Origin of the sequence: Streptomyces jeddahensis, assembly GCF_001642995.1 — a bacterium.
Lineage (GTDB): Bacteria > Actinomycetota > Actinomycetes > Streptomycetales > Streptomycetaceae > Streptomyces > Streptomyces jeddahensis.
In genome coordinates this window covers 20,837-43,428 of the sequence record NZ_LOHS01000076.1, presented here as the reverse complement: position 1 = coordinate 43,428, position 22,592 = coordinate 20,837, and the positions used below count along the sequence as shown (strand labels likewise).

General features: G+C 68.9%; 21 protein-coding genes and 1 tRNA gene. 11 read left to right on the top strand and 11 right to left on the bottom strand.

Features of this window, described 5'->3' with window-relative positions:
- The first annotated feature begins 158 nt into the window (after positions 1–158).
- From STSP_RS15320 to STSP_RS15305, 4 genes are all read left to right on the top strand, one after another.
- Positions 159–1,532 (top strand): MFS transporter, encoded by a 1,374-nt coding sequence (locus STSP_RS15320; RefSeq protein WP_078067192.1) that lies wholly within the window; start codon positions 159–161, stop codon positions 1,530–1,532.
- A 111-nt stretch (positions 1,533–1,643) separates the two neighbouring features.
- The gene (locus tag STSP_RS15315; RefSeq protein WP_232789654.1) at positions 1,644–3,212 is read left to right on the top strand and encodes an FAD-dependent monooxygenase; all 1,569 of its coding nucleotides are present in this window, start codon (positions 1,644–1,646) and stop codon (positions 3,210–3,212) included.
- Entirely contained in the window at positions 3,209–5,341 is a 2,133-nt protein-coding gene (locus tag STSP_RS15310; protein ID WP_232789653.1) for an acetate--CoA ligase family protein, read from the top strand. The genes STSP_RS15315 and STSP_RS15310 overlap by 4 nt, the downstream gene beginning before the upstream one ends.
- Positions 5,328–6,998: a (2,3-dihydroxybenzoyl)adenylate synthase gene (locus STSP_RS15305; RefSeq protein WP_067277528.1), complete on the top strand. Its 1,671-nt coding sequence runs from the start codon at positions 5,328–5,330 to the stop codon at positions 6,996–6,998. Before STSP_RS15310 ends, STSP_RS15305 begins: the two co-directional genes overlap by 14 nt.
- Positions 6,999–7,079: 81 nt before the next feature.
- Here STSP_RS15305 and STSP_RS39180 read toward each other — a convergent pair whose 3' ends face one another.
- Together STSP_RS39180 and STSP_RS15300 are read right to left on the bottom strand one after the other, a co-directional pair.
- Positions 7,080–7,283 (bottom strand): hypothetical protein, encoded by a 204-nt coding sequence (locus STSP_RS39180; protein WP_157902840.1) that lies wholly within the window; start codon positions 7,281–7,283, stop codon positions 7,080–7,082.
- 59 nt (positions 7,284–7,342) lie between these two features.
- Positions 7,343–8,329, bottom strand: coding sequence for a serine hydrolase (locus STSP_RS15300; RefSeq protein ID WP_067277527.1), 987 nt, complete (start codon positions 8,327–8,329; stop codon positions 7,343–7,345).
- A gap of 362 nt (positions 8,330–8,691) precedes the next feature.
- On the opposite strand from STSP_RS15300, the gene STSP_RS15295 reads away from it, so the two are divergent.
- Complete coding sequence (locus STSP_RS15295) at positions 8,692–11,568, top strand: SpoIIE family protein phosphatase (RefSeq protein WP_067277526.1); 2,877 nt, start codon at positions 8,692–8,694, stop codon at positions 11,566–11,568.
- Between the two features lie 74 nt (positions 11,569–11,642).
- On the opposite strand, the gene STSP_RS15290 is transcribed toward STSP_RS15295, so the two are convergent.
- Complete coding sequence (locus tag STSP_RS15290) at positions 11,643–12,113, bottom strand: GNAT family N-acetyltransferase (RefSeq protein WP_232789652.1); 471 nt, start codon at positions 12,111–12,113, stop codon at positions 11,643–11,645.
- A gap of 199 nt (positions 12,114–12,312) precedes the next feature.
- The gene (locus STSP_RS15285) at positions 12,313–12,561 is read right to left on the bottom strand and encodes an SCO4226 family nickel-binding protein (protein WP_067277799.1); all 249 of its coding nucleotides are present in this window, start codon (positions 12,559–12,561) and stop codon (positions 12,313–12,315) included.
- A 678-nt stretch (positions 12,562–13,239) separates the two neighbouring features.
- Between STSP_RS15285 and STSP_RS15280 the strand changes: the two genes are divergently transcribed.
- The 4 genes from STSP_RS15280 (at position 13,240) to STSP_RS15275 (ending at position 15,069) form a co-directional block, all read left to right on the top strand.
- Positions 13,240–13,923, top strand: coding sequence for a glycoside hydrolase family 11 protein (locus STSP_RS15280; protein WP_408646294.1), 684 nt, complete (start codon positions 13,240–13,242; stop codon positions 13,921–13,923).
- Positions 13,923–14,087: a hypothetical protein gene (locus tag STSP_RS39175; RefSeq protein WP_157902839.1), complete on the top strand. Its 165-nt coding sequence runs from the start codon at positions 13,923–13,925 to the stop codon at positions 14,085–14,087. Before STSP_RS15280 ends, STSP_RS39175 begins: the two co-directional genes overlap by 1 nt.
- 317 nt (positions 14,088–14,404) lie before the next feature.
- The gene (locus STSP_RS41205; protein WP_099504217.1) at positions 14,405–14,479 is read left to right on the top strand and encodes a 50S ribosomal protein bL37; all 75 of its coding nucleotides are present in this window, start codon (positions 14,405–14,407) and stop codon (positions 14,477–14,479) included.
- Between the two features lie 293 nt (positions 14,480–14,772).
- The gene (locus STSP_RS15275) at positions 14,773–15,069 is read left to right on the top strand and encodes a GYD domain-containing protein (protein WP_067277519.1); all 297 of its coding nucleotides are present in this window, start codon (positions 14,773–14,775) and stop codon (positions 15,067–15,069) included.
- Positions 15,070–15,210: 141 nt separating this feature from the next.
- Here STSP_RS15275 and STSP_RS15270 read toward each other — a convergent pair whose 3' ends face one another.
- Both STSP_RS15270 and STSP_RS15265 read right to left on the bottom strand, forming a co-directional pair.
- Positions 15,211–16,050 carry an IS5 family transposase gene (locus STSP_RS15270; protein WP_067277516.1) on the bottom strand — a complete coding sequence of 280 codons (840 nt, stop codon included), beginning with the start codon at positions 16,048–16,050 and terminating at the stop codon, positions 15,211–15,213.
- A 502-nt stretch (positions 16,051–16,552) separates the two neighbouring features.
- Positions 16,553–17,446, bottom strand: a complete 894-nt coding sequence (locus tag STSP_RS15265) for a LysR family transcriptional regulator (RefSeq protein ID WP_067277513.1) — start codon at positions 17,444–17,446, stop codon at positions 16,553–16,555.
- Positions 17,447–17,547: 101 nt separating this feature from the next.
- Here STSP_RS15265 and STSP_RS15260 point away from each other — a divergent pair, with 101 nt between their 5' ends.
- Complete coding sequence (locus STSP_RS15260; RefSeq protein ID WP_198547349.1) at positions 17,548–18,636, top strand: alcohol dehydrogenase catalytic domain-containing protein; 1,089 nt, start codon at positions 17,548–17,550, stop codon at positions 18,634–18,636.
- A gap of 36 nt (positions 18,637–18,672) precedes the next feature.
- Here the strand turns inward: STSP_RS15260 and STSP_RS15255 are convergent, their stop codons facing one another.
- The 3 genes from STSP_RS15255 to STSP_RS15245 form a co-directional block, all read right to left on the bottom strand.
- The gene (locus tag STSP_RS15255) at positions 18,673–19,071 is read right to left on the bottom strand and encodes a hypothetical protein (RefSeq protein ID WP_067277511.1); all 399 of its coding nucleotides are present in this window, start codon (positions 19,069–19,071) and stop codon (positions 18,673–18,675) included.
- Positions 19,068–19,916 carry an IS5 family transposase gene (locus tag STSP_RS15250; RefSeq protein WP_067277510.1) on the bottom strand — a complete coding sequence of 283 codons (849 nt, stop codon included), beginning with the start codon at positions 19,914–19,916 and terminating at the stop codon, positions 19,068–19,070. Before STSP_RS15250 ends, STSP_RS15255 begins: the two co-directional genes overlap by 4 nt.
- Before the next feature lie 79 nt (positions 19,917–19,995).
- Entirely contained in the window at positions 19,996–20,583 is a 588-nt protein-coding gene (locus STSP_RS15245; protein ID WP_067277507.1) for a hypothetical protein, read from the bottom strand.
- 160 nt (positions 20,584–20,743) lie between these two features.
- On the opposite strand from STSP_RS15245, the gene STSP_RS15240 reads away from it, so the two are divergent.
- Complete coding sequence (locus tag STSP_RS15240; protein WP_067277504.1) at positions 20,744–21,247, top strand: NUDIX hydrolase; 504 nt, start codon at positions 20,744–20,746, stop codon at positions 21,245–21,247.
- 195 nt (positions 21,248–21,442) lie between these two features.
- Here STSP_RS15240 and STSP_RS37100 read toward each other — a convergent pair whose 3' ends face one another.
- Both STSP_RS37100 and STSP_RS39170 read right to left on the bottom strand, forming a co-directional pair.
- Positions 21,443–21,973 (bottom strand): GNAT family N-acetyltransferase, encoded by a 531-nt coding sequence (locus STSP_RS37100; protein ID WP_078067191.1) that lies wholly within the window; start codon positions 21,971–21,973, stop codon positions 21,443–21,445.
- 454 nt (positions 21,974–22,427) lie between these two features.
- Positions 22,428–22,486 (bottom strand) — tRNA-Ser (locus STSP_RS39170).
- Between the last annotated feature and the right edge of the window lie 106 nt (positions 22,487–22,592).

The window sequence follows — 22,592 nt, the reverse complement described above, 5'->3', positions numbered from 1 at the left end:
TCATACGGGCGGCCGTCGCGAGCACGAGACGGCTCAGCCAGAAGCCCTGCGAATCCTGGAAATATTGCGTGTCATCTCATTGACGGTCGAGTTTCAAACGACACATACTGCGGACGTCTTCCCGGCCATCCAGGCCGGCCGAGCTCCAGGAGTCGGCAATGACGCCAGAGACCGCCCCACCCGCTGTGCGCCCCGCGCCCGTCCCACGCAACCGCCGTGCCGAGTTCCTCGTGACCGGCCTGTGCTTCGCGGTGATCGTCTTCGACGGATACGACCTGATCGTCTACGGCGCCACCGTCCCGGCGCTGTTGCAGTACGCCCCCTGGGCGCTGACGCCCGCCATGGCCGGCGCGATCGGCAGCTACGCGCTCGTCGGCATGCTCGTCGGCGCACTGATCGCCGGAGCCCTGACCGATGCCGTCGGGCGGCGCAAGGTGCTGCTGACCGGGGTCGCCTGGTTCTCCGCCGCGATGATCGGATGCGCGCTGGCGCCGGACGCGACCTGGTTCGGGATCTTCCGACTCCTTGGCGGCATCGGCCTCGGCGGGGTCATGCCGACCGCCGTCGCACTGACCGCCGAGTACGCGGACCCCAGACGGCGCAGCCTCAACAACGCGATGATGTTCTCCGGGTACGCGGTCGGCGGAATCCTCGCGGCCGTGCTCGCCATGACGCTGATGCCCGCACTCGGGTTCCGGTTCATGTACGCGATGGGGGCCGCCCCGCTCCTGCTCGTACCACTCCTTGCCCGGTACGTTCCGGAGTCGCTGGCGTTCCTGACCGCGAAGGGACGGCATGAGGAGGCGGCCCGTACGGCGGCGCGGCTCGGCATCGAGGTGCCGGCGCCCGGTGCTGGACCGGACGGCGGATCCGCCGCGGGGCGCGACGGACAGCCGAAGCGGTCCGGGCTCCTGCAGCTGGCCGGCAGAGAGCACCTCGGTCCCGCCCTGCTCTTCGCCACGGTCAGCTTCTTCGGACTGCTGCTGGTGTACGGCCTGAACACCTGGCTCCCGCAGATCATGCGCGCGGCCGGCTACCCGCTGTCCAGTTCCCTGCTGTTCCTGCTGGTGATGAATCTCGGGGCGGTCGTCGGCTCGCTCCTCATCTCCCCGCTGGGCGACCGGTTCGGCATGAAGCCGGTCACGATGGCCGTCTTCCTGGCCGCCGCGGTCTCCATCACCCTGCTCGCTTTCGCGACGGCCGCGCCGCTGTTGTACGCCTTGGTCGCGGTGGCCGGCTTCGGCACCATCGGCGCGCAGATCATGGTCCTGGGCTATGTGGCCCAGCACTTCCCCGTGGAGGTCCGGGCCACCGCCCTCGGGTGCACGCTGGGCCTCGGCCGGCTCGGCGCCATCACCGGCCCGCTGTTCGGCGGCTTCCTGCTGGACGCCGAGGTGAGTACCGCGTGGAACTTCTACGCCTTCGCCGTGCCCGCCGCCGTTGCCACCGCGCTGGTGCTGCTGCTCCCAGGAGGGGGACTCGTGGGGCGACTCCCCGGGCAGCCGAAGAGCCTTACCGCGACAAATCATTGACGCTCGTGAATTGATCGACACACACTTGGGCTCCGGGTGGGCGGTCCAGCGACCGGCCCGGAGCCGTACCCGATGCGGAGGCAGAACATCATGGTTTCTCGGATCGCTTGCGTGGGAGGCGGCCCCGGCGGGCTGTTCTTCGCGACGCTCGTCAAGCATGCCGATCCGTCGGTCGACGTCACCGTCTTCGAGCGGAACCGGGCAGAGGACACATTCGGCTTCGGCGTGGTGTTCTCCGACGCGACGCTGGCCGGAATCCACGAGGCCGACCCGGTGCTGCGGACCGGCCTCGCGGACTACGGACGGCACTGGGACGACATCGAGATCCGGCTGAAGGGGCAGCGGATCCGCTGCGGCGGCAACGGTATGGCCGCCATCACCCGCAAGACCCTGCTGCAGCTGCTGCACCGGCGGGCGGAGGAGGTCGGCGTCGACCTGCGGTTCAGCGCCGACATGCCCACCGACCCGGCGCAGTTGGCCGACTACGACCTCATCGTCGCCGCCGACGGGGCGAACTCGGGCTTCCGCAGCCGCCTCGCCGACGTCCTCGTGCCCGAGGTCGAGGTCGCGACCGCCAAGTTCATCTGGTTCGGGACGACGTATCTCTTCGACGGCCTGACCTTCGTGCACGAGCACGGCCCGCACGGGACGTTCGCAGTGCACGGCTACCCGATCAGCGACGACGTCAGCACCTTCATCGTGGAGACGGACGAGCAGTCGTGGCGGGCGGCCGGTCTCGACGAGTTCGACACCGCGCAGCCGCCGGGCCCGAGCGACGAGAAGTCCCGCCGGTACCTGGAGAAGCTCTTCGCCGAGCAGATCGACGGACACGAGCTGCTCGTCAACAACTCCCGCTGGGGCAACTTCCGCACCTGGCGCCCCCGCCGCTGGACCAGCGGCAACATCGCCCTGCTCGGCGACGCCGCGCACACCGCGCACTTCTCCGTCGGCTCCGGCACGAAGATGGCCATGGAGGACGCCGTCGCGCTCGCCGGCAGCCTGCTGGAACACCGCGACGACCTGCCGTCAGCGCTCGAGGCCTACGAGGCTGCGCGGCGGCCCTCGGTCGAGAAGATCCAGGGCTCCGCCCGCCCCAGCCTGTCGTGGTGGGAGCACTTCGGCCGCTACCACGACGCGTTCGAGCCCACGCAGTTCGCCTTCCACTTCATGTCGCGCAGCATCGGCAAGGAGCGGATCGCCCGCCGCGACCCGGAGTTCATCGGGCGCGTCGAGCGCGACTGGCGCGCCGGACACGACGGGCGCGCTCCGCTGGAGACGCCGCTGCGGCTGGGCGAGCGGGAGTTCGCCGGGCGGCGGCTCAGCGCGGCGGAGATCGAGAGGCTCAGGGGCGAGGATTCGGGCTGCCTGTGGCTCGCCGCGCCTGACGAGGAGGCGGGGCTGCCGGGGACGTACGAGCGACTGGCCCGGTCCGTCGAAGGGGCGGCGGGCGCCCCAGCGCTGGTCGCCATCCACGCCGGCACCCCGCTCACCCGCTCCCTCCTCGCGGAGCAGGCCCGGCTGGTCCACGGGGCGCTCGCCCTGATCGTGGAGGACGGCATGGACGACGACCGCGCCGAGACGCTGCTGCTGTCGGGCCGTGCCGATCTCGTCGGCTCGCTGAGCGACGTCGCTGGTGCGGGCGAGCTCGGCTCTCTGGGCGAAGGGGAGGGCCGGGCGTGACCACGACCACGAATCTGACGCCGATGTTCGCGCCCGCGGGCGTGGTCGTGATCGGCGCCTCCCGCCAGAGCGGCAAGCTCGGCGCCGCCATGGCCCGTTCGCTGGCCGCCTTCCCGGGCGCGCGAGCCCTCGTGAACGCGCGCCGCCCGGAGCCGGCCGAGGGCGTGTACGCCTCGGTCGCCGAGGCCGCCGCGCACACCGACGGGCCACTCGACCTGGCCGTCCTCTGCGTACCGGCCGCCGGGTGCGCCGACGCTCTGGCCGAGGCGGCCGCCGCCGGCTGCCGAGCCGCGCTGGTCTGCGCGGGCGGCTTCGGTGAGGCGGGCCCGGAGGGCGAGCAGTACGCGGACGCGCTGCGCCACGTCGCCGAGCGGACCGGGATCCGCCTGCTCGGGCCCAACACCTCGGGATTCTTCGCCCCTCAACTCGGGCTCACGGCCAGCTTCGTACCGGCCGCGGCCCGCCTTCCCGCCGGGGACATCGCGGTGGTCGCGGCCAGCGGTGGCGTCAACCACGCGCTCGCCTTCGATCTGGCGGACGCCGGGAACGGCATCAGCCTGGGCGTGGGGATCGGCGCGGGCCTCGATGTCACGGCGGCCGACGTGCTGGAGCACCTGGCCACGGACGCGGGTACAGCCGCGGTGGCCCTGCACTTGGAGACGGTGCCGGACGGGCCGCGCCTGGTGGCCGCCGTACGGGGGCTCGCCGCCGTCAAGCCGGTGGTGGCGCTGGTCGTCGGGCGGTCGGACGTCGGTGAGTTCGCGCGTTCGCACACGGGTGCACTGGCCACCTCATGGCGTACGGCACGGGCCGCCCTGCGGCAGGCCGGGGCCGTGGTCGTCGACGACGAGCGGGAACTGGTCGACGCGATCACCGCCCTGTCGCGCGTACGGCTGCCCGCGCACGCCGACCCGGGCCTCGGCATCGTGACCGCCCAGGCCGGCCCCGGCCTGCTGCTCGTGGACCGGACCGGGGCGGACGGCATACGCATGCCGGAGCTGACCGAGGCCACCCAGGAGACGCTCGGCGGGCTGCTCCCGCCGCTGACGTACCAGCGCAACCCCGTCGACACGGGCCGGCCCGGCGAGACCTTCGCCCGCGTGCTCGGCGCGACGACGGCCGACCCCGCGGTGGATCTGCTGGCCGTGTACGCGCTGACCGAGCCCGACAGCGTCGACGTGCCGTCCGCCGCCCAGGACGCGGGCCTCGGCGCCGACTCGCCCGCGGTGATCGTCGTCGGCGGCCCGCACGAGGACGTCGCCGAGCAGCGGGCACGGCTGCACAAGGCCGGCATCCCCGCGCTCACGGGGCCCACGTCGGCCGCCAACGCGGTACGGGCGCTGGTCGCCGACGCGCGGCAGCGGGCGCGGGCGGCCATGGCGGGAGAGGCCGCGGCTCTTGGAACCACGGGGGTGTCCGGGGGCCCGCTCGACGAGGACGGCGCCAAGACGTTCCTGGGCGCCCTGGGCATCCGTACCCCCGAGCGCGCCGCCTGCGCCACCCGCGAGGAAGCACACCGCGCGTTCGAACGGCTGACTGCCGGCGGGTACTCGGTCGCCGTGAAGGTGCTCGACGCGGCGATCCTCCACAAGACGGAGATCGGCGGGGTCCGGCTCGGCATCCGCACCCCCGCGGAGCTGGAGGCGGCCCTGGACGCGATCGACGCCATAGAGATCGCTGGATCGGGCGGCCGCCGCTACCTCGTCGAGGCCATGGCCCCGCCCGGCGTCGACCTCGTACTCGGCGCCCGCCGCGACCCCGTGTTCGGGCCCGTCGTACTGGCGGGGCTCGGCGGGACGGCGGCGGAGGCGCTCGCCGACGTGGCGATCCGGCTGGCACCGCTGTCCGCGGCCGAGGCCGCGGCCATGCCCGACGAGCTCGCCGCCCGAGCGCTGCTCGACGGCTGGCGCGGCGGGCCGGTGCTCGACCGCGCCGAGTTCGGACGGGTCGCCGCCGCGCTCGCCGACGCCCTCGCGGCGAGTCCGCCGGACGTCGCCGAGATCGAGATCAACCCGCTGCGGCTGACCCCCGACGGCCTGATCGCCCTGGACGCCGTCATCGTGCACACCGGCGCCGTCATCGCGGGCACCGAGCAGAACGACAAGGAGACCGACCATGCCCAGGCCTAGCAGCAACGGCGCTGTGCCCTGGCCCGACGCGTACGCCAGGCTCTACACCGAGAAGGGCTACTGGACCGGGGAAGCCCTCGGTGACGCGCTGCTGGCCGTCGCGGACGCCACGCCCGACGCCGTCGCCCTCGTCGACGGAGACCGGGCACTGACACACCGTCAACTTGCGGAGCGTGCCGACGCCACCGCGCTGCGCCTCGCCGAGCTCGGCCTGCGCCCGGACGACCGGCTCGTGGTGCAGCTGCCCAACACCCTGGAGTTCGTGGTCCTGACGTACGCGTGTCTGAGGCTCGGCGTCATCCCGGTGATGGCCCTGCCCGGTCACCGCCGGCACGAGATCTCCCATCTCGTCGGGCACTCCGAGGCGGTGGGGATCGCGGTCCCGGACGTGCTGAAGGACTTCGACCACCAGGGGATGGGGGCCGCCGTCGCCGACGAGTACCCCGCGGTCCGCCATCTCCTCGTCCTCGGTGACAAGATCGGCGACGGGGCCGTCGACCTGCGGGAACTTTGCGCGCCACCGGAAGGGGGACCGGCAGAGGCCGAGGCCGCGCGGGCCGCCGTGGACGCCTACCGGCCCGACAGCCGCGCGATCGCGGTCTTCCTGCTCTCCGGCGGCACCACCGGGCTGCCCAAGCTGATCGCCCGCACCCACGACGACTACCTCTACAACGCCCGCCGCAGCGCCGAGGTCTGCGGCTTCGGCCCGGACACGGTGTACTTCGCCGCACTGCCCCTCGGGCACAACTTCCCGCTCGCCTGCCCGGGAATGCTCGGCGCGCTCCTGTGCGGCGGCCGTACCGTCCTCGGCTCCCCGAGCCCCGACAAGGCGTTCGCGCTCATGGAACGCGATGGCGTCACCGCGACCGCCGTGGTCCCGGCCATCGCCCAGCGCTGGCTGGAGCACCGGCAAGGCCACCCGGGCGCCGATCTCGGCTCGCTGCGCGTCCTGCAAGTCGGCGGCTCACGCCTGGCCGACCATGTCGCCCGCCGGGTGCGCCCGGAGCTCGGCTGCACGCTCCAGCAGGTGTTCGGCATGGCGGAGGGGCTGCTCAACTACACGCGCCTGGACGACCCCGAGGACGTCATCTGTACGACGCAGGGGCGCCCCATGTGCGAGGACGACGAGCTCCTCGTCGTCGACGAGCTGGGCGAGCCGGTGCCCGAGGGGACATCGGGCGTGCTGCTCACCCGTGGTCCTTACACCCCGCGCGGCTACTACCGGGCCGAGGAGCAGAACGCCCGCGCGTTCACCGAGGACGGCTGGTACCGCACCGGCGACATCGTGCGGCTGCGGCCCGACGGCAACCTCGTCGTCGAGGGCCGCGACAAGGACATGATCATCCGGGGCGGCGAGAACATCTCCGCCGAGGAGATCGAGAACCTCGCGTACCAGGTCCCCGGGGTCGCCCGCGCCGCCGCGGTGGCGATGCCGGACGCCGAACTCGGCGAGCGCGTCTGCCTGTACGTCGTACCGGAACCCGGCCGCACCGTCACCCTCGCCGACGTGCACGAGGTGATGGAGCGCGTGGGCGTGGCGCGCTTCAAGTTCCCGGACCGGCTGGTGCTGGTCCCCGAACTGGTAGCCACCAAGGTCGGAAAGATCGACAAGAAGGCGCTGCGCGCGGACATCACGCGCCGCCTCGGCTCCGAATAGCTCGCAATACCTCAGGCTCGTCGAGTACGTCGAGCGCGCCGGCCTCACCGACGTCACCGTGGTCGGCCACAGCTGGGGCGGCTACGTGCGGATGGTCCACTCCCTGCTCGTGGCCTGCACGGGCGGGGGATCGTCGAGCCGGGCGACATCCTGCTGTACGCGGGCTCGTCCGGCGGGGACACGCCAGCCGAGGCGGCCGTCGAACTCGTGGGCGGTGAGCGCGATGCGGCCGTCCTGCGTCACCACCGCGTGCCGGTCACTGTCGAGCGGGGGTAAACGGGTCACCGTCGAGAAGACCGATGGCGACGAGGTCACCGTGAGTGCCGCAACCTACGGCGTGCTGCCTACTGCGCCACTTTCACAGGCGGCCGGGAGCCGGTGGCCGGGGGAGTCCGGTCCGGGTACAGGTCATGGTGGATGGCCTTCGCCACACGCTCGACCGTATCCGTGCCGTAGTTCCAGCCGGCCAGCGGCGACTCGCCCTCGGGAACCCTGTTGTTCTCGGTGAGGATCACCAGACCGTAGTCGTACCCATGGCCGGTGAACGCACTCATGCTGTTGACCTTCCAGTCGCCGCGGTCCCAGGGGTCCTCGACCCCGGTCTCGGAACGCTGCAGCCACCCGTTCTTGACCTGTACGGCGGCGCCCCGCGGAGCCCCGGCGGGAGTTCCCCACCGCTGATCCTTCTGCACATCACGCATGAGGCGCAGGATGTAGGCGCGCTCTTCGGCGTTCAGGACGGAATCGTCGTCACCGGTGAGCAGTTCAAGCAGTTTGGCCTGGTCTCTTGCGGTGATCTGCGTCAGGCCCATGAAGCCTGCTTCGTCGAGGACGGTGTTCGTCATTCCGGCCCTGTCCAGAAAACGCTGGATATTCTTGCGGCCGACGCTTTCCCACAGGGCGTACATCGCGTCGTTGTCCGAGCTCACGATCATCTGCCGGGCCAGGTCCCGCTCATCCCCGGACAGCCGGACACCTTCTTTCAGGAGCAGCGCCCCCAGTATTATCGGCTTGATCGTGCTGGCAGAGTCGTAGTGTTTGTACGCGCCATATCTGCAGGACGTGTGCGTGATGCGGTCATACAGCACCACCGAGGCGTGACTGGCGCGTTTTTCCAGCGACTTCGCTATGTCGCGGGTGAGAAGACCCGCCAGCCCGGTCTTTTCGGACGCGCATTCAATGAGCCCACCCTTGAGCCGCTGGGACGCGAATTTCAAGCCTCGTATCTCATGGGCTATGGTCCCCGTGGAAGCCGGAGCGACGGCCGAAGTGGACACCGCGACCACGACCACGCCTGAAGTCACCTTCGAAGCCATCTTGCTGAGCGCCAATTCTCTCCCTTTCTGCGTTTTCCGGCTTTATTTTCCGGCTGTATTTCCCGGCCCGCCGGTGCGGACACGGCAGCAGGCCCGGCCCGATGTGATCCGTAGCAATGTTTTGATGTTTGGCAGCGTCGGTTTCGTGAGGGATTCAGTGTGGCCCGGCGCCTGTGGACAGACGCTACAAGCTCTAGATCAGCCTGGCTTGTCGGGTCAGTCGGTAGGGCTACCGGTATTCCTCCGGTAGTCCCTTTCAGCAGCCGATGAGGTGAAAATGTGTCCCTCGATCGGGGCCTCGGGATTCAAAGGCGGCCGCGCAGTCCAGGGACCGCATCACACCCCCTCGCGTACGAACCCCGCAGTACCGTTGACCTATGCACGTGCGGCTGTCCATGCTCGCGAGCACCGACAGGGGGATCACCGAGAGCGAGATCTTCCGGTTGGCTCTCCAGCACACGGTGGCCGAGCTGGATGCACTGGGCGGCGCCATCCATCTGCGCGGTCCGATGTCAGCCCTTCGCCTTGTGTCGTCGACGGGCCTGCCCCCGGCGCTCACCCGCCCCTGGGAGATCGTCGACCAGGAGGGCCCGACGGTCCCGGCGACCGCCGTGCGCGGGGGCCGGGGCACGTGGGTGCCCACCGAGCCCTCCGACGCGCCCGGACCCCCGGCGAGGCCGTGGCCGGGTTCGGGACTCGCATCCGTGCCGATGTCCAGCGGGGACCGCACGATCGGCGCCCTCACCCTGCTGATGGGCGCCGGGGGCGAGCCGACCGGGGAGCAGTGGGAGTTCCTGCGGAGCGTCGTCGTCTGGGCCGAGGAGCGGATGGGCCAGGCGCCGCGGCCCGGCCCGCCGCCGCAGGAGGAGCTGGTCGGCGGCCGCCTCCGGCAGGCCCTGAAGGCCGTCACGGTCGGCACCTGGGACTGGAACATCCGCACCGGCGAGCTGCTGCTGGACGAGGCGGCGATCGCCCTGTACGGCAGCGACCCCGCCCACTACGTGCCTCGGATCGAGAGCTGGATGAAGGTCATCCACCCCGACGACCTGCCCTGGACGCTGGCCGCTGCCGAGAGGGCGATCCGCGACGGGACCGTGTACGAGGCCGAGTACCGGGTGCTGCGGCCGGACGGCAGCTACCGCTGGACGCAGTCGCGCGGTTCGGTGGTGGAGTACGACGACGGCGAAGCGATCCGGATGGTGGGCATGGGGTGGGACAGCACCGAGTCCCGTACCGCCCGCGACGCGCTCAGCCGCGCGCTTCGCCACATGAGCGACGGCTTCCTCCTGGTGGACGACGAGTGGCGGATCATCTTCGCCAACCTCGAGGCGGAGCGCACGCTCAGTGCTCCTGAGGAAGAGCTGTTCGGACACGTCCTGTGGGAGCTCCCCGCCGTACGGCGGGTTTCCGGCCTGGAATCCCGTTGCCGGAAGGCCGCCGCCACGGCCACGCCCGTCGGCTTCGACGTGCGGATACCGGAGGACGGGCGCTGTCACCACCTCCGGCTCGTCCCGGGACCCGACGGACTCACGCTCTACCTCACCGACGTCACCCAGAAGCGGCGGATCGAGGCGGAGCAGGCCGCCGCCTCCGGGCGCTCGGCGCGGATCGCCGAACTGACCGCGGCGCTCGCCAGGGCGACCACCTCGCACGATGTGGTGGACGCCGTGGCCCAACGGGTGCTCCCGCCGTTCGGTGCGACCGGCCTGGGCGTAGTCGCCATCGAGGGCAACCGGGCCAACGTCGTCGGAGCCTGCGGCTACCCGCAGGCGCTTCTCGACGAGATCAACGGCCGCCAGGTCACGGTGGGCGACCCGATCGGCGACGCGGTCCTGACGGGCGAGCCGTTGTTCATCTCCTCGGCTGAGCAGTACGCGGAGCGCTACCCGCACCATGCACACCGGCCGCGCCTGGCCGGCAAACAGGCCTGGGCGTTCCTGCCGCTGACCGTCTCCGGGCGCACGTTCGCCGTCTGCACGCTCTCCTTCGACCGGCCGCGCCGCCTCACGCACGAGGAGCAGACCCTGCTCACCGCCATCAGCGCCCTCGTCGCGCACGCCCTGGAACGCGCCCGGCTCTACGACGCCGAGCACACGCGCTCCCAGGAACTGCAACGCGGACTGCTGCCCCAGCGGCTGCCCGACGTGCCGTCCTGCACGGTCGCCGCGCGCTTCCTGCCCGCCGGACACGGCATGGACGTGGGCGGCGACTGGTACGACGTCATCCCGCTGTCCGCCGGCCGGGTCGCGCTCGTCGTCGGCGACGTGATGGGCCACGGCCTGTCCGAGGCGGCCACCATGGGGCGCCTGCGCACGGCCGTCAAAACCCTGGCGGACCTGGAACTGCCCCCCGACGAGATCATGAGCCACCTCAGCGACATCGTCGGCGGCCTGGGAGAGGACTCGTACGCCACCTGCCTGTTCGCGCTCTACGACTCCACCACCCGGATCTGCACCATCGCCCGAGCCGGCCAGCCGCCACCCGCCGTGGTGCATCCCGACGGCACCGTGTACTTCCCGGACCTGTCCCCAGACCCGCCACTCGGCGCGGCGCAGCCACCGTTTGAAACGGTCGAGCTGGAGTTGCCCGACGAGGGGCTTCTCGTGCTGTACACCGACGGCCTGGTCGAGTCCGTCGGCCGCGACGTCGACCAGGGCATGGCCGAACTCGAGCGGCTCCTGCGCACGGCCGACCGCGGGGATCTGGAACGGCTCTGCGACACGCTCACCACCGGGCTGCTGCCCGCCGAGCAGCTCCCCGCCAATGACGACGCCGCACTCCTCGTCGGCCGCGTCCACGCGCTCGCAGCCGACCGGATCGCCTCCTGGCAGCTCCCCGAGGACCCCCGGGCGGCCGGACAGGCCCGCGAGCACATCCGGGAGCAACTGTCCGTCTGGGACCTGGACGACCTGACGATGACGACGGAACTGATCGTCAGCGAGCTGGTCGGAAACGTCGTACGTCACGCGAGGGGCCCGGTGCACGTGCGGCTGCTGCGCAGCGCCAGCCTGATCTGCGAGGTTTCCGACGGAAGCCTGACGACACCGCGCATGCGCCGCGCATCCGAGACGGACGAGGGCGGCCGCGGTCTGCAACTCGTCGCGGCACTCTCCCAGCGCTGGGGCACGCGCTACACGGCGGCCGGCAAGTGCATCTGGACGGAGCAGCCACTCAACGGCGCCTCGGATCTCCTGCCCCGGGAGCCTGCGGGCGCCGGCGCGGACGGGGAGTTCTGGCAGGTCGTGGCGGCATAGCGGCGGCATAGCGGGGGTGCTGCGCAGCGCGAGTTGTGGCGTTATGGCGCGGATGCTGGATTACTAAAAGGAGCTCACGGAGTGGGGAAGGTGAGCCGCAGAACGATCTCGCCGTCGTCGATCTCCCCGGTGGGCTCGAACCCGAACTTCTGGTAGAAGGGCCACGGTTCGCCGTCGCCGGGTTCGTAGCTGGTCAGCAGCTCGGTGGCGCCGTCCGCGCGCACCAGGTCGGCGATCTGCGTGAGCGCCTCGCGGCCGATCCCTCGCTTCTGGTACCGCTTGTCGACGAGGAGGCGCCAGAGGAAGTGCCGCCCTTTGTAAGGACCAGCCGGCGGTTTCCACGACAGCATGACGAAGCCGACCGGTTCGTCGCCTCGGTAGACGGCGCGGTACCACGGATTGGCCTCCGGCGTCTTCGCCGCCTCCTTGAGCGACTTGGACACGGACGCGACGAACTGCTTCTGGTCACGTCGGACACGGAGAGCACGAACGGCATCCCGGTTGTCGTCGGTGATCTCCCGTAGGTGCACGCCTGGGGACCTCATGCCACACCCCTTCCTGCATGCGGCAGCCGCGCGATCCGGCCGCCGGGGGAGAGCCGCCACCGGGGCGGCATTCCCCTGAAAGAACTATGGGCTGGTGACGGCGCCTATTCGTGTCCCCGCGACCGAAGGGCCCTCCGCACGTGCAGGGCCCCTTCGGCGTACGCGGAACTGTGCGCGCATCTCAGCGCCGGGCACGGTGTCAGGCCGTGAGCGGCACCGGGTGGATCTCGTCCGCCGGGTGGCCGGCGCGGTCGTGAATGCGCTGCACCGCCTCCGCCGACGGCGCCTCCGACAGGCAGTAGACCTCGCCGGACTGAGGGTCTGCCCAGGCCTGCTTGAAGTGCACCCGCTCCTCGGCCTCGATGGCCAGGTCCGCGCGGTGCGCTTCCTGCAGTTGCTCGCCCGTGATCCCCTTCAACCCGTGGTGAACGTCCATGAACTCAGGCATGACCACGCACCTCCTGATCGCCGGTACTTCCATGCTGCACCCGGCATCGGACACCCACCTCATGAACGACGAAGCGTCACAGTCCGTTGCTTGGATGGGCGGGAGCGCTCCCATTCACCGGTGGGACTGTAGAAGCCGCTCATGTCCCTGACAAGTCTCCGTGCGCCAAAGTGTCGAATTCGGCACCGGGGTCGGTGGCGGCATCAGGCCTGCGCGCACTCTCGGCTGTGAGACGGGCGGTACTCGTCGCCAAGCATGAGCCGGACAGACTCCGAAAATTTTCGAAGCTTTGGCTTGGGTCTAGGTCGTTGGGTCACCGAACTTCATCGATCAATCCGAATTGAATCAGATCGACAGGTCGCTGACCTGCGTCGATTCCTACTCGAGAACTCCCTGGCTGAGACCAGGCTTTCGCAATTATTGCGGAAACTGTTGACAGCCTTACGGGTCCTGAGCAACCTGTCATGTCATCGACAGGCCTCGAGCCGCTGTCGATCCGGGTCTCGAGCCGCGACCTGGTCCACCGGTCGTCCACCCGCACACGACCGGCCACGCTCCGCCGCGTTGCACGACGCCGACGCTCAGCCTGGCGTCGCCATGGCCACCGACAGGCCCGCCGGCCGTATCGCGCTGCCTGGCATGGCCTCGCCGCCGCGTTCACTAGGAGGAAGCATGAACATGGACAACCCCCCCGCCCGCCCGCTCAGCCGAAGGGGCTTCATCGGCGGTGCCGGTGCCGGCGCCCTGGCAGTCACTTCCGGACTGCTGCTGCCCGGCACCGCCCACGCCGACACGACCATCACCACCAACCAGACCGGCACCAACAACGGCTACTACTACTCGTTCTGGACCGATGCGCCGGGCACGGTCTCCATGACCCTGAAGTCCGGCGGCAGTTACAGCACTTCATGGAGGAACACCGGGAACTTCGTCTGCGGTAAGGGCTGGAGCAACGGCAGCCGCAGGACCGTGAACTACTGGGGCAGCTTCAATCCGTCCGGCAACGCGTACCTGTGCCTCTACGGGTGGACGTCAAACCCGCTCGTGGAGTACTACATCGTCGACAACTGGGGCACTTACCGGCCCACGGGCACGTACAAGGGCACAGTCAACAGCGACGGCGGTACGTACGACGTCTACCAGACGACGCGATACAACGCCCCCTCCGTCGAAGGCACCAAGACCTTCAATCAGTACTGGAGCGTCCGGCAGTCGAGGAGGACGGGCGGAACCATCACTACCGGCAACCACTTCGACGCGTGGTCCCGTTACGGAATGCGGCTGGGCAGCTTCAACTACTACATGATCCTCGCAACAGAGGGCTACCAGAGCAGCGGGAGCTCGGACCTGACCGTCAGCTGATGAACGGGCTCGCCCCCGAGGAGATCGCCTCGACCTGGACCACCAACGCCACCCGGCCCAGCCGTCAGGTACTCGCCACCACCCCCAACGGCAACCATTGGGGTGCGACGAACCAGCCCAGCGGCACCTGGCCCAGGCCGACGGCCTCCTGCAGCGCGAGCTGACCCCCGAGCACCCGAAACACCCCACCTGTGGCGCGGCGGCCCATGGCCCCCGCGCCACACTGCTGCGGACAGGTCGCCCCGCGCGGCGTCGGTCATGGTCGGTCGCGGAGGCTGTTGTACAGCACGGCGCGTGACTGCGTCGCGGAGCCCAACACACGGACCGCCCGTTGTGGCACGACTGTGGCATGCGTCCGTCCGGAGCCGCGCGATGAATGACGGGCCAAGCAACTGCGGCTGCGGCAGCACTGATGCGCACACCCCGGGCCGAATCTAGACTGGCGAAGACATGAAAAGTCCCGATTAGGGAGATGTGTGCCATGGCCAAGCGAGGCAACAAGCGACGCGGCCGTAAGAAGAAGAAGGCCAACCACGGCAAGCGTCCCAACGCCTGAGCCGATCGACACTGGCGTTGACCACCGCATTAGGGGTTCGATCCGACGATGGTCGCGGCCCTTAATGGCTACAGCTGCAGGGCCGCACCTACTCCGTCGAGAACCTTTGCGATCCGGTCATGTCTGCCGTCGTTGATGTCAGGCGTGGATGTCAGCCTGCCCCCCTCAATGCGAATTACCAGCAAGGCGGTCACCTCGGTTGACCACCTGGTGTCTTCGCAGGTCAGCGTGGCTGTTATGCGAAGGGCATCTCGCTGGTTCCGCGATGTGTTTTCTCATGAAGGTGAAAGGCCATGCCGACGTATGTCACGTTGCTGAACTGGACTGATCAAGGGATCCGAAACTACAAGGACACCGCGAAGCGCGCCGAGGCTTTCACCGCAGCGGCACAGAAGCTCGGGGCGAAGCTCCTGAACATCTACTGGACCGTCGGTCCGTACGACCTCGTGGCCGTCGTCGAGGCGCCCGACGACGAAACCGCCACCGCGGCACTCCTGCAGCTCGGCGGGGTGGGCAACGTCCGTACCACGACTCTGCGGGCCTTCGGCCGAGAGGAGATGGACCGCATCATCGCCAAGGCTGCTGGCTGAGGACGTGTCAGGCCTGAATGTCAAAGGACCGACCCGGACCACGGTCGGTCTGAGGCCTCTCCGCTGGTGCCTCCGGCAGGATTCGAACCTGCGACACCCGCTTTAGAGGGCGTTTGATCTAGGTGGATTGCCCTTTATCTCCTAGTAAGTTCCTCGCCAGGTGGGTGTCGTCTCGTCCGTTATGCGCTTGGTGAGGTTGTCGATCGAGGCGACGTGGATCATGGCCTCGGAGCTGGCGGGCAGAGTCTCGTAGTCGCGGGCGAGGCGCCGGTGCAGCATGATCCAACCAATACTTCGTTCGGCAACCCAGCGCCTTTTGACAACGTGGAAGCCGCGAACTCCTGGGTTTCTGTTGACGACTTCGACGTCGATTCCGAGGCTGGCGCCGTGCTCGATGACGGCGTTTTTGAAGCCGGTGTCGACCCAGCTCTTGGAGATGGTCGGGTAGGTCTTCTTGGCCTGGTCGAGGAGCTGGATTCCGACGGCGTTCTCGGACAGGCTCGCGGCGGTGACAGTCACGGCGAGGATGAGTCCGATCGTGTCGGTGAGGATGCCCCGTTTCCTGCCGACGATCTTCTTGGCAGCGTCGGTTCCCTGGCTGGTCAGGGGCACATTGGTGGAGGTCTTCACGCTCTGGGTGTCGATCACGGAAGCGGTCGGTTCGGGCTTGCGTCCTTCCTTCACGCGGGCCAGGCCGGTCAGGTCGAAGTTGAGCTGGGTGAGGATTCCCTCGTCGCGCCAGGCGGCGTAGTAGGCGTAGACGGTGCCGTGGTTGGGGAAGTCGTGCGGGAGGTATTTCCAGGGGATTCCGGTGCGGTTGATGTAGAGGAGTGCGTTGAATACGTCGCGCAGCTCGACCTTGGCCGGCTGCCCGGTGGGCCTGCGGTCGAGCCGAGCCTTTCTCCAGGCCGTCAACGTCGGCTCGATTAAGGCCCATCGGGCGTCGGACAGGTCGCTGGGGTACGGCTTCCGCTGGCTCACGCCGTAGCGTGATCATGGATGCGGCGGACGGTGCTGTTCCGCTACTGCTGGGCGTTTCTGCCTGATCTTCAAACCAGACGGACTTCGTGCACGAGAACCGGAGCAAACGGGCGGCCAAGTCCGCAGCTCGATGGACGCGAGGGTGCGCGTATGGGGTAAATACCTCAAGCCTGACGGCGATGAAAGTTGCTTACCGACATAGACCATCTCTAAATGCCCATTTAGAGGGTGGTTTGAGAGGGTTTTGGTGGGGATCGGAAACGAAACCCCGACCAGTGCCACGTTGGGCGTGTCCACCGGAAACGAGCCCGCTTGCCTCCGCGGAAGGCCGGCTGCCGGCGGCCGTTATTCGCGGCCGCGGGGCGTGAAGAGTACGTGCAGGGCCGTGACGACGGCGAAGCCGATCGCCAGTACCGCGAAGAACAGGCCGACGGTGACCGCGGTGCCCCCACTCGTGAGGGGGATAGGGGTACACGCGATTGTGTGCGGCCTTGGTGGCGGTTCAGGCGGTCGACGTGATCGCTTGGGTGACGGCGGTGATCGCCGGGGTGGGGTGGCCGGAGAGGCGTGCCACGAGCACCCGGCGGATCTCGGGGGGTGCGCCGTCGACGCGCAGCAGGCTCACCCCGGGTGGCAGCACTGGTGAGAGCCGGGACGGCACCGTGGTCACGCCGAAGCCGCCGGCGACCAGTTGGAGCTTCGTCAGCCAGTCGCGCGCGGAGTGGACGACGCGCGGCCGTCCGGGCAGGCCGGGCCAGACGCCGAGCAGCGGCTCGGAGTTCGACGACGGGGTGGCGATCCATGCGGCGTCGACCAGTTCGTCGACGTGCGCCGTGGTGCGTCCGGCGAACTCTCCGGTCGATGGCACCGCCACGGCCAGTTCGGTGTCCGCGACGGCCTCCAGGTGCAGGCGCGGCAACTCGCTGTCGAAGGGACGGTGGGGTGGTCGGGATGTCAGCACGGCGAGGTCGAGTGAGCCCGCGCGCAGCGCCCGGATGAGGGTGGGCGTGGCGCCCTCGCGGGTGGTGACCGTGATCTGCGGGTCGGCCTCCGCGAGGTGTGCGAGTGCGGCGGGCAGGATCGCCGAGCCCGCGCTCAGGACTACCCCGAGCCGCACCAGTTCGGTCCGCGGGACGGTGCCGGTGAGCTCACGCTCGGCCGCTGCGAGCGAGGCGAGGACCGTGTGGGCGTGCCGCAGCAGGGTCAAGCCGGCGGGAGTGAGCCGCACCCCGTCCGGGCGGCGTTCGAACAGGGTGGCGCCGGTGCTGTGTTCGAGAGCGGCGGCCTGGCGTGAGACGGCCGACTGCGTGTAGCCGAGGCGGGCAGCTGCCGCGGTGAAGCTGCCGGACTCGGCGATCTGCCGCAGGACCCGCAGTCCTGCGCTGGAGATGTCCATGCGTCAAACGCATATCACAGATGCCAGATCATCGCTTCCTGCATGCTCATCCCGCTCCTAGTGTCGGTCCCACGAGCACGGACGAACACGGAGGTCATCACGTGCGAGCAGCAGTTCTGACGCAGTTCGGCGCCCCGCTCACGGTGCGGGAGGTGCCCGACCCCGATGCCGGGGGCGGTGAGGTGGTGGTCGAGGTCCTCGCCGCCAACGTGGCGCCCTACGCGGCCGAAGTCTTCAGCGGCAAGCGGAAGTACCCCCTTGTCCCTCCTGTCGTGCCCGGTGTCGGTGGAGTGGGGCGGATCCTCCACGTCGGCCCGGACGCCACCCGGTTGCGCGTCGGCGACCTGGTGTGGTGCGACTCGACGGTGCGCTCGCGGGACGACGCCCTGACGCCCGACATCACGCTCCAGGGCTGGAGTTCGCGCGGCGAGGGCGGCGCGCGGCTCGCCGAGTACCTGCACGACGGCGCGTTCGCCGAGCTCATGCGGGTCCCGACGGAGAACGTCTTTCCGCTGCCCGCCGCGGCCGGGGAGGATCCGGCCCGCTGGGCCGCGCTCACCGTGCATACCATCTCCTATGGCGGGCTGCTGGCAGGCGGGCTCGCGGCCGGCGAGACCCTGCTCGTCAGCGGGGCCACCGGCAACCTCGGCAGCAGCGCGGTCGCGGTCGCGTTCGCGATGGGCGCGGGCCGCGTGGTCGCCCCCGGCCGCAACAAGGCCGCGCTCGACCTCCTCGCCGACCGGTTCGGCCCGCGTCTGCGCCCGGTCCCGCTGACCGGGGACGAGGCCACCGACCGCGCGGCGATGTCCGCGGCGGCCGACGGCCCGATCGACATGGTGATCGATCTGCTCCCGCCGAGCGCACCCAGCTCGGCCTCGCGTGCGGCGGCCATGACCGTGCGCGAGTACGGCCGGGTCGTTCTCATGGGCGGCGTCGGCATGCTCGGTGGCGACGACCTCGCACTCCCGTACCCATGGATCATGCGCAACTCGATCACCGTGCGCGGGCAGTGGATGTACCCGCGCACAGCCAATGTCGGCATCATCCGGCTCCTCGCCTCGGGCGCTTTGGATCTCGCCCCCGAACGGGTCCGGCCATTCGACCTCAATGCCGTCAACGACGCCATCACGTACGCCGCCGCGCACGGTGGCCCGTTCGACCGCACCAGCCTCACCCCATCGGCTGGCTGACAAAGCCCACTGATCCCCACCACGGGGCTCGGCCGGTTACTGCTTCCTGGCGAAGCTGCCAGTTTCGACCTCGGTGAGGATGCCGAGTTTGACCAGGCGTTTCAACTTGGCTCGGGTGCCTTCAACGTTCTTCGGCAGCAGTTTGTGGTCGAGGGCTTCGCAGACGTCCTTGGCTCGCAGCGGTCCGGTCGCCTCGTTGAAGACGGCGAGGATGCGAGGGTAGTCAGGGTGCTCGGGCAGGTCCGGTGGGACGGCCGGAAGTCGGTCGGCAAGGCCAGTGACGGTCTTCCGAGTGATCGCGAGGTGCTCGAGGTGCGTCTCGGCCTCCCGCAGCCGGGTCTGTAGTTCGGCGATCTGTGTGCGGAGGTCGTTGGCCTGGGCCCGGGCGGCGTCCTCCTGGATGTCCAGCGCGTCGAGCAGGGGCTCAATGTTCATGGGGTCACCGCCTGCGGTTCGCGCCAGGTGGGAGCGTTCGCGCCGGCGAGGCGGCGGATCATGACGTGGGACATCGACCAATAGACGCGAGAGGCGGACGACGATGGGCGGTGCTCATAGTCACGGACCAGACGCCGGTGCATTATCAAGATCCCGTAGGTCTGCTCGACCCTCCACCGCTTCGGCTGCGGCACGAACCCCTTGTCCTGAGGGTTGCGTTCGACGATCTCGACGTCGATGCCCAGGTTGGCGCCGTGCAGGACCACCTGGTTCTTGAAGCCCTGGTCAACCAGCGCCTTGCGGACGGTGTCGCCGGCGTGCTCGGCGACCTGGTCAAGCAGGATGATGCCCACGGTGTTGTCGTGCGTGTTCGCGGCGAGGACGACGACCGCGATGACCAGGCCGAGGACGTCCACGGCCAGTCCGCGCTTGCGGCCCGGCACCCGCTTGGCGGGATCCCGGCCGGTCGTGGCGGCGGGGACCCCGGCGGCCGCATGGACACTCTGGGTGTCCAGCACCACCAGCGTCGGGTCCTCTGATCGGCGGGCCCGCTCGCGGACCTGGCAGCGCAGGAGTTCATGGATGACCTGGTCGGTTCCGTCATCCCGCCAGGTGTCGAAGTAGTAGTACGTCGCACTCTTCTGGGGAAGATCGTGCGGGAGATAGGCCCACTGGCAGCCGGTCCGCCCCTGATAGAGGATCGCGTTAACGATCTCCCGCAACTCGTAGGCGCCCTGATGGCCACTGACCGAACGGTGCCGGTCCTTCCACGCGGTGATCACCGGCTCAATCCACGACCACTGCTCGTCCGATAAGTCACTCGGATACGGCTTGCGTTCACTCACCCCGCCACCCCAACAGACCGCAGGCGGCCGACCAGTGGATTCCGTCCACACCCACACCATCAGGCGACCACAGAACCACTTAAAGAGTCACGAACCGCCCTCTTACAGCAGAAGCGCTAACGCTTGGCGATTGGTCACTCATTAGTCGGCCAAGTTTGCCCCACGCTCGCTCATAAGTGGCCCGCTTGCCGAGGTAATACGCCATCACCTGAGCGGCGTCAGTCATTCCCGCAGCAGGGGCGGCTACGTCATCAGGCCCCTCTAGCTCGATGATCGTTTGAGCTGCCTTAAGGGTCGCGAGAGCATCGTCAATAGCGGCCTTCCCGGCCCTGATGCTCTCCCCTGATAGGTCTTCCTCGTTGTCCATGACGAATCGCTCACCCACCTCCTTTACGCGATTCGCGGCAAGGAGGAATGAGGCGTACGCCTCCCGTTGGATTCCACGACGCCACTGCAGGTGAGCAGCGTTCGCCTCGGCGCGAACAGCGTCCAACGCCGCGCGGTATGCGGACGCTGCCTGAGCCAACCCCGCCTCGCTGGTGGCCTCCGACGTGCGCAAGGCGGCCTTCGTCTGCCAACGGCCGATGAGTATGCTGGCCGGAATCCCAATGAGCGCCACTGCGGCCGCGGACAGCGCGCCTATCCCCTCAAGGTCCATGCTGGTCATGGTGTCGCAACGGTAGGGCGTGGTCGCACGGTTCAGGTCGGCGGAACGGCTTTGGGCTGGCTTTGGCGCGAGTGATCATGGCCCATTACGCTGGCCCGCGGATCGGGCAGGTGGCCAGCTGGCGGTACCGATTGACCGTCCATCACGTACGGTCTGCGGCATGACGGTAGAGGAACTGAAGACCGCGGTACCCCGGGTGCAGCTCGTCATCGGCATCATCCGCAGAGGCAACGAGATTCTGCTCGTGCAGGAGAGCCTCGGTGCCAACGGCGAGATTCTCTGGTCACTGCCCGGCGGCGGGGTCGAAGACGGCGAGCTCATGCACGAAGCCCTCCGGCGCGAAATACAGGAGGAGACCGGGCTGCTGATAGGCGACCCGGTGCGGACCGCATTCCTCATGCATATCGACTCTGAGCAGTACCCGTCGGCGCTGGCCGTTGCTTTCGAGATCGACGAGTGGTCGGGGAGCGTCGCGCCGGGGGACGACGACATCAAACAGGCAGCCTTCTTCACCCTGTCCGATGCCCTGAAGCTGCTCGGTGAGCTGGACAGCGCGACCCAGCGGGAGCCCATTGTTGGGTATCTGACCGGGGGAGCCGCGCCGGGGACCACCTGGCTGTACCGCAACCGGGGCAAGGTCGAGACGCTCGTCGCACGCTGGTGACGCTAGGCAGCGGGCCACATGAAGATCACAAACTACGGCCGGAGTACTAGGGCCTGTTGCGAAAGTCTGCCGACGCCTCCACACCGGCGGCCGCCCCGGTCGGTGGCCGCCCTCCGCGGGAGCTGAGCCATGCGTTGTGGGCGTGGGGATCCGGCGGCGTGTTGGTGGGCGCGGGCAATCAAGTCGCACCACTGCCTACGGAGTGATCCAGTAACGGCGCTTAATGCCCGCGTTGGTTGTGCGGACATCTTCCAGGACTCCACCGTTGCGTTCGATGCTGCGTGCCGACCCGATGTTGTCGTCGTCGCAAGTGACGAGGACTCGATCCAGGCCGAGTGCACGGGCCTCGGGTAGAACCGCCCCGAGAGCCCACGTTGCCAAGCCGCGTCTACGGAAGGAGGGCCGGATGCTGTAGCCGATGTGCCCGCCGACGTCGAGCAGAAAGGCGTTCAGGTAGTGCCGCAGATCAATGGCTCCCAGATAGCTGTCGCCCTCGACGATCCACCAATGGGTGGCATGGACGCGCTCTTCTCCCACGGCGACCGACCTGTCCGACTGCTGTTGCAGTCGTTTGACCCACTCCGAGAAAACCTCGGGGCTGTCGAGGTCGGCATCAGGCGCGAGACGCAGGCCTGTCCCGTCCTGGTGGGCACCTGGAGGCCATTCGTCACGCGCTGCGAGCCATGAGGATTGCAGCCGGCCTGTGGGCGCGATCAGTTCAGGCATGCGGGCGACGCTAGCACTCGTTCGTCCCCCGTGATCACAATTTTTGCGCTGGTCCGGACCCACGGCTGTTCGCCGTCACACCGCGCGGGACGTGATCATCCACGACCTTGATCCACTTTTGCAACAGGCCCTAATGCCGTGGAGCCGACCGCCCCAGTCACACAGGGTTTGCCTACGTCCGCCCGCATGCACGCAGCGCACCGCAGAGGCGGCGCGCGCCCGCCGCGCGCGGACCTTGATGATGCAGGGAAAGCTCCACCGCGCCATGGCCCGGGAGAGTTGCAGGGCCCAAGGAATGTCCCGTGATCGCGAGGCCGCACAGCGGCTCACTCGCCACTCACTCGCGAGCAGTGCCAGACAACGACAAAGGGTCGGACTCAGTGAGACTGGGTCCGACTCTCTTTGCTTGGCACTCTTGCAGGTCAGCGGCTTGATCACGCTGGTCTCTGCGGAGTGCCCCCGGCAGGATTCGAACCTGCGCACACGGCTCCGGAGGGCGCTTCGGTCCCTGGCGTATGCACAGGTCAGCGCTCTACCACAGCGCCGTGGGTCGGAACTCGTCCACAGATAGTCCACGATCTCTGGCTGCGGACGAGTTTGACGACAAGATCAACTGTCA